This is a genomic window from Myroides sp. N17-2 (assembly GCF_002286775.1).
Lineage (GTDB): Bacteria > Bacteroidota > Bacteroidia > Flavobacteriales > Flavobacteriaceae > Flavobacterium.
Genome location: NZ_NSGJ01000026.1, coordinates 67,020 through 73,596, shown reverse-complemented (window position 1 = coordinate 73,596; position 6,577 = coordinate 67,020). Strand labels below are relative to the sequence as shown.

Below are 6,577 nucleotides of genomic sequence, written 5' to 3'. Positions count from 1 at the left end.
ACTAGTAGAGTTACTGTTTCATTAGACTTCACCACTTCGTCTAATGTTTTGTAAACTACATTTCCATCTTTATCTGCTACTCCTACACGATCAGCATCTCCTGTTCCTGCGTTTAACTTTTCACTTGTTACTCCTTTATCTGCTATTTGAATACCAGCATCTGATAGTAACTTCGTAGTTCCATTAGTTCCGCCTGTAAATTCTAATCCTCCTGCTACTGATAAATCACCTTTATTAGTATTAATAGTGTTTTTAAGCTCTTCTAATGCGTCTTGTACATTAGTTGATGTAAATCCATTAGTTGTATTATTAAACGTAATGGCATTTGCATTGGCATCAATCTCACCAATTACATCTCCTTTTGAGTTTTTAAACTCATATTTGTTTGACGTTGTATTTAAAGCTACTGATACTTCTTTTGGATCAATCGTTACTCCAGTCTCTCCTGCTTTTGGTTGACCATCCGCACCGATTTGTTTTTCGTTATAATAAGTAAACGTACCATCTGCGTTTGGAACTAGTAAAGTTACTGTCTCATTAGACTTCACTACTTCGTCTAGTGTTTTGTAAACTACATTTCCGTCTTTATCTGCTACTCCTACACGGTCAGCATCGCCTGTTCCTGCGTTTAACTTCTCACTTGTTACTCCCTTATCTGCTATTTGAATACCAGCATCTGATAGTAACTTCGTAGTTCCATTAGTTCCACTTGTAAATTCTAATCCACCTGCTACTGATAAATCACCTGTTGTTCCTGCTACCTCTGTTATCTTTTGTAATAATTTTTCGATAGCTTCTTGAACATTTGTTACTCCTAGGTTTGTTGAGTTATCGTTGTAGACAATTGCATTTGCATTGGCATCAATTTCTCCTATAACATCTCCTTTTGAATTCTTAAACTCATATTTGTTTGACGTTGTATTTAAGGCTACTGATACTTCTTTTGGATCAATCGTTACTCCTGTCTCTCCTGCTTTTGGTTGACCATCCGCACCGATTTGTTTTTCGTTGTAGTAAGTAAACGTACCATTTGCGTTTGGAACCAGTAGAGTCACTGTCTCATTAGACTTCACTACTTCGTCTAATGTTTTGTAAACTACATTTCCGTCTTTATCTGCTACTCCTACACGATCAGTATCTCCTGTCCCTGCGTTTAACTTTTCACTTGTTACTCCCTTATCTGCTATTTGAATACCAGCATCTGAAAGTAACTTCGTTGTACCGTTAGTTCCGCCTGTAAACTCAAGTCCTCCTGCAACTGATAAATTACCTTTATTAGTATTAATAGTGTTTTTAAGCTCTTCTAATGCGTCTTGTACATTAGTTGATGTAAATCCATTAGTTGTATTATTAAACGTAATGGCATTTGCATTGGCATCAATCTCACCAATAACATCTCCTTTTGAGTTCTTAAACTCATATTTGTTTGACGTTGTATTTAAAGCTACTGATACCTCTTTTGGATCAATCGTTACTCCTGTCTCTCCTGCTTTAGGTTGACCATCCGCACCGATTTGTTTTTCGTTATAATAAGTAAACGTACCATCTGCGTTTGGAACTAGTAAAGTTACTGTCTCATTAGACTTCACTACTTCATCTAATGTTTTGTAAACTACATTTCCATCTTTATCTGCTACTCCTACACGGTCAGCATCTCCTGTTCCTGCGTTTAACTTCTCACTTGTTACTCCCTTATCTGCTATTTGAATACCAGCATCTGATAGTAACTTGGTTGTACCATTAGTTCCACTTGTAAACTCAAGTCCTCCTGCAACTGATAAATCTCCTGTTGTTCCTGCTACTTCAGTTATCTTTTGTAATAACTTTTCGATAGCTTCTTGAACATTTGTTACTCCTAAGTTTGTTGAGTTATCGTTGTAGACAATTGCATTTGCATTGGCATCAATTTCTCCTATAACATCTCCTTTTGAATTCTTAAACTCATATTTATTTGACGTTGTATTTAAAGCTACTGATACTTCTTTTGGATCAATCGTTACTCCTGTCTCTCCTGCTTTAGGTTGACCATCTGCACCGATTTGTTTTTCGTTGTAGTAAGTAAATGTACCATTTGCGTTTGGAACCAGTAGAGTCACTGTCTCATTAGACTTCACTACTTCGTCTAGTGTTTTGTAAACTACATTTCCATCTTTATCTGCTACTCCTACACGGTCAGCATCGCCTGTTCCTGCATTTAACTTCTCACTTGTTACTCCCTTATCTGCTATTTGAATACCAGCATCTGATAGTAGCTTGGTTGTACCGTTAGTTCCGCCTGTAAACTCAAGTCCTCCTGCAACTGATAAATCTCCTTTATTAGTATTAATAGTGTTTTTAAGCTCTTCTAATGCGTCTTGTACATTAGTTGATGTAAATCCATTAGTTGTATTATTAAACGTAATGGCATTTGCATTGGCATCAATCTCACCTATAACATCTCCTTTTGAGTTCTTAAACTCATATTTGTTTGACGTTGTATTTAAAGCTACTGATACCTCTTTTGGATCAATCGTTACTCCTGTCTCTCCTACTTTAGGTTGGCCATCTGCTCCGATTTGTTTTTCGTTATAATAAGTAAACGTACCATTTGCGTTTGGAACCAGTAGAGTTACTGTCTCATTAGACTTCACTACTTCGTCTAATGTTTTGTAAACTACATTTCCGTCTTTATCTGCTACTCCTACACGATCAGTATCTCCTGTCCCTGCGTTTAACTTTTCACTTGTTACTCCCTTATCTGCTATTTGAATACCAGCATCTGAAAGTAGCTTCGTTGTACCGTTAGTTCCACTTGTAAATTCTAATCCTCCTGCTACTGATAAATCTCCTTTATTAGTATTAATAGTATTTTTAAGCTCTTCTAATGCGTCTTGTACATTAGTTGATGTAAACCCATTAGTTGCATTATTAAACGTTATAGCATTTGCATTGGCATCAATCTCACCTATAACATCTCCTTTTGAGTTCTTAAACTCATATTTGTTTGACGTAGTATTTAAGGCTACTGATACCTCTTTTGGATCTATCGTTACTCCTGTCTCTCCTGCTTTTGGTTGACCATCCGCACCGATTTGTTTTTCGTTATAATAAGTAAAAGTACCATTTGCGTTTGGAACTAGTAGAGTTACTGTTTCATTAGACTTCACCACTTCGTCTAATGTTTTGTAAACTACATTTCCATCTTTATCTGCTACTCCTACACGATCAGCATCTCCTGTTCCTGCGTTTAACTTCTCACTTGTTACTCCCTTATCTGCTATCTGGATTTTAGCGTCAGCTAACAATTTGCCAAGTCCACTAGTTTTTTCTACAAACTCAAGTCCTCCTGCTACTGATAAATCACCTGTTGTTCCTGCTACTTCAGTTATCTTTTGTAATAACTTTTCGATAGCTTCTTGAACATTTGTTACTCCTAGGTTTGTTGAGTTATCGTTGTAGACAATTGCATTTGCATTGGCATCAATCTCACCAATAACATCTCCTTTTGAGTTCTTAAACTCATATTTGTTTGACGTAGTATTTAAGGCTACTGATACCTCTTTTGGATCTATCGTTACTCCTGTCTCTCCTGCTTTTGGTTGACCATCCGCACCGATTTGTTTTTCGTTATAATAAGTAAAAGTACCATTTGCGTTTGGAACTAGTAGAGTCACTGTCTCATTAGACTTCACAATAGTTGTAAACTTTGAATTATCAACATTTACCCATTCTTGTTTAGTTTCATTCCATTCTTGAAATATAACATCACCATCTTTATTGTATACGATTTTTGTGAAACCACCTTTACTCTCTGTAACATACTTAATATAATCATTTATTGTAGTAAACGTTCTTCCATCAACTGTTACAGGTTGTTCAATTATTTTTTCAAAATGCTCTACAAATTCAGATGGTATATCTATAATAGTTTTAGTATTATTTTCACTTGTATATGTATAAGTACCATCCCCATTTTTCACTAAAGTAGTTACTGTTTCATTTGCAGTTACTATCTCTTTAATAGTAATTTCTTTAGTCTCTCCAGCTTTAGTTACATATGTAAACTTTGTTCCATCATAATAAACATTTCCACCAACATAAGTTCCTTCTAAAAAATTATTAATATGTTGCTGAACAGTTTGATCATTAATAATATCCTTGAATTTATTAATAACAGTCTGTTTAACTTGAATACGTACTCCTTTGTTTTTATCTATATTGCCTTGACGATCGACAGCATTTTCATTATAATAGATATAATCTCCTGTTAAATCATCATATTCAATATGTGTTATTTTGTCAGTGATTTCTTGTTTAATAATGTTCCCATCCTTATTAATTACTTGGTAAAATTTATCCCCCTCATAGATAACATTTCCCTCTGTATTTCTAACAATATTTTTAATGATATTTTGCACTTTATCACCTTCCATATTGACAATTTCCTGAAAGTTATTTACCACAATACCAGGAATATCTTTATCTGCAGTTAAACGTACCCACTTATTAATATTCCAATAATAGTACCCAGGAGTAATATCTCCTTGAGACTTAGTTGCGAAAACCATTAAACTCTCAACATTTCCATTTGAAATAGTTGTTTTGTCTTTTGTATCCAATAAAGCTACATTAGGTATTAGCAATCCCCTATTAGCAGATTCAATTAACAACTCAGCAGATTTGTTAGGCTTAATAGTACCTATACCTACTTGTGCATTAACAGCGACACTTCCAAAAAGCAATGCTGCAACAGATAGTACTCTTTTTTTCATATTTCTTTTTTTTGATTTGAGATATTGCATTGATATCTCGTTTTAAAAACATGGTCAAAACTACTATTACTCAAAGTTAATTGTGGTATATAAAAATCACCATACGTGACTATTAGATAATTGCATCAAATATTTAACATCAAATTGCCAGCTATTCATTTGCAAAAATTCGTGCTTATAAATGCTTCTATTAAACAATACTGACAGTTCTTAAACAAATGATATTACTCTAAATAACTTTTGTTTTATTTAAGATAATTTTACGATATTTCACCTAAAACATCATTTTGAAACAACTATATCAGATTTTGAAACACAAAACAGGTTGTAAAATGAGAAAAACACAAAGGAGACAAATATTTCCCTCTTACTATGTGAACTATTTTTTTAATAGTTCGGATGGTGCGAATCCGTAAATTCCAACAAAAGACCTATAAAAAGTAACTCTTGAATTAAAGCCTGATAACAATGCCCATTTTTCAATGCTTAAATCATCATTATTACTATCGTGTAAGTAAATAACAGCATACTCTATTCTTAAACGATTTACATACTTGCTAAAATTAGATGCCTCACTACTTTTAAAATATGCCGTTAATCTTCCTCTTGAAATATCGGTTCTCTTTGATAGTTTTTGAAGTGTCAAATTTGGATCTAAAAAAAGCTTGTTATCTATAAGAACATCATTTAAGACAGAACTAATAACTAATAATTCCGTCTCATCAACTAACGAATCAGAAGCTGCTACATTAGTATTAATACTAAGCACTTCATTAACTAAAACCTCATGATCCACATCAATAATACCTGGTAGATCATACACAACAGAGTTCTTTAGCTCTAAAAACAAAAGATCATCATTAGATTTAGTTATACAGAATTGTTTCTGTAAATATTTATTCAATAAATAAATTTGACTCACAACCACTAGTATAAGTGAACAGCCAACAAAACCTAATAATGGGTTAATATCAAAAACACCACTTCGAAAATCTGGAATAATAAGAAGTGATTCAATCAAGAAGATTACTATAAAGATCACAACTATCTTCTCATTATAAATACCTTTAGAAGTTTGAACAAAGAAATAATAGCAACTAACAAGATAAGTAAGTCCAATACTTCCACCTATCAAAGCGCTATAGCAATTGAAAGTTATAAGATCACTCTCTTCTTTATCTACATAAAATGAGTATCCAATTATATAAACAAAGACCAATAGAATCATGACATATAATTGATAAAACAAAAACTTAGATTTATCAAATAATAAATAATACAATAATGGTCCATTAAACAAACTCAAAAGCACAGATATAAAGAGCAAGTCTGTAGAGGAAAAATAATTATACAAAACACCAAGTAGAAGGTTAATTGACATGAAGAAACTAACCTCAATGAACCTTCTATCATACTTGTGATAAAAACCACTATTCTTTAGTAAGAAAAGTCCCACTAACAGAATAAATAAAATAATAAAAAACATATAGAGAAATTATAGTAACTAATCCTTTTAAGACAAAATAGATTATAGACTACATCAAAAATCTTTAGATGAACTAATTTTTTTAAAGTAAAAAACAAGATAAATCAAGGTACTTACAGAAAATACTATAAAAGCGACAACCTCAATTAAGGAAATGAATTTATAAATAAATAAATCAAAATAATTCAACCTAAATTTAAAACTAACAGCCTCAAAAGCAACTAATGTACTATTAAGAACAAGTAGAACAACAACCATGTTAGTTAGCTCTCTAAAACCTTTAAAATAATTTAATAGAGTAATTCTATTTAGTCCTATAAATAAACTAAAAACTATTGTA

Annotated in this window: 2 protein-coding genes; both read right to left on the bottom strand. The window is 32.6% G+C overall.

Annotation, left to right across the window (positions count from 1 at the left end):
- Positions 1-4,751 (bottom strand): hypothetical protein (locus CF599_RS11905; RefSeq protein ID WP_143824820.1); only part of this gene is annotated, 4,751 nt, incomplete at its 3' end.
- Between the two features lie 379 nt (positions 4,752-5,130).
- Entirely contained in the window at positions 5,131-6,237 is a 1,107-nt protein-coding gene (locus CF599_RS11900; protein WP_121966241.1) for an AraC family transcriptional regulator, read from the bottom strand.
- Between the last annotated feature and the right edge of the window lie 340 nt (positions 6,238-6,577).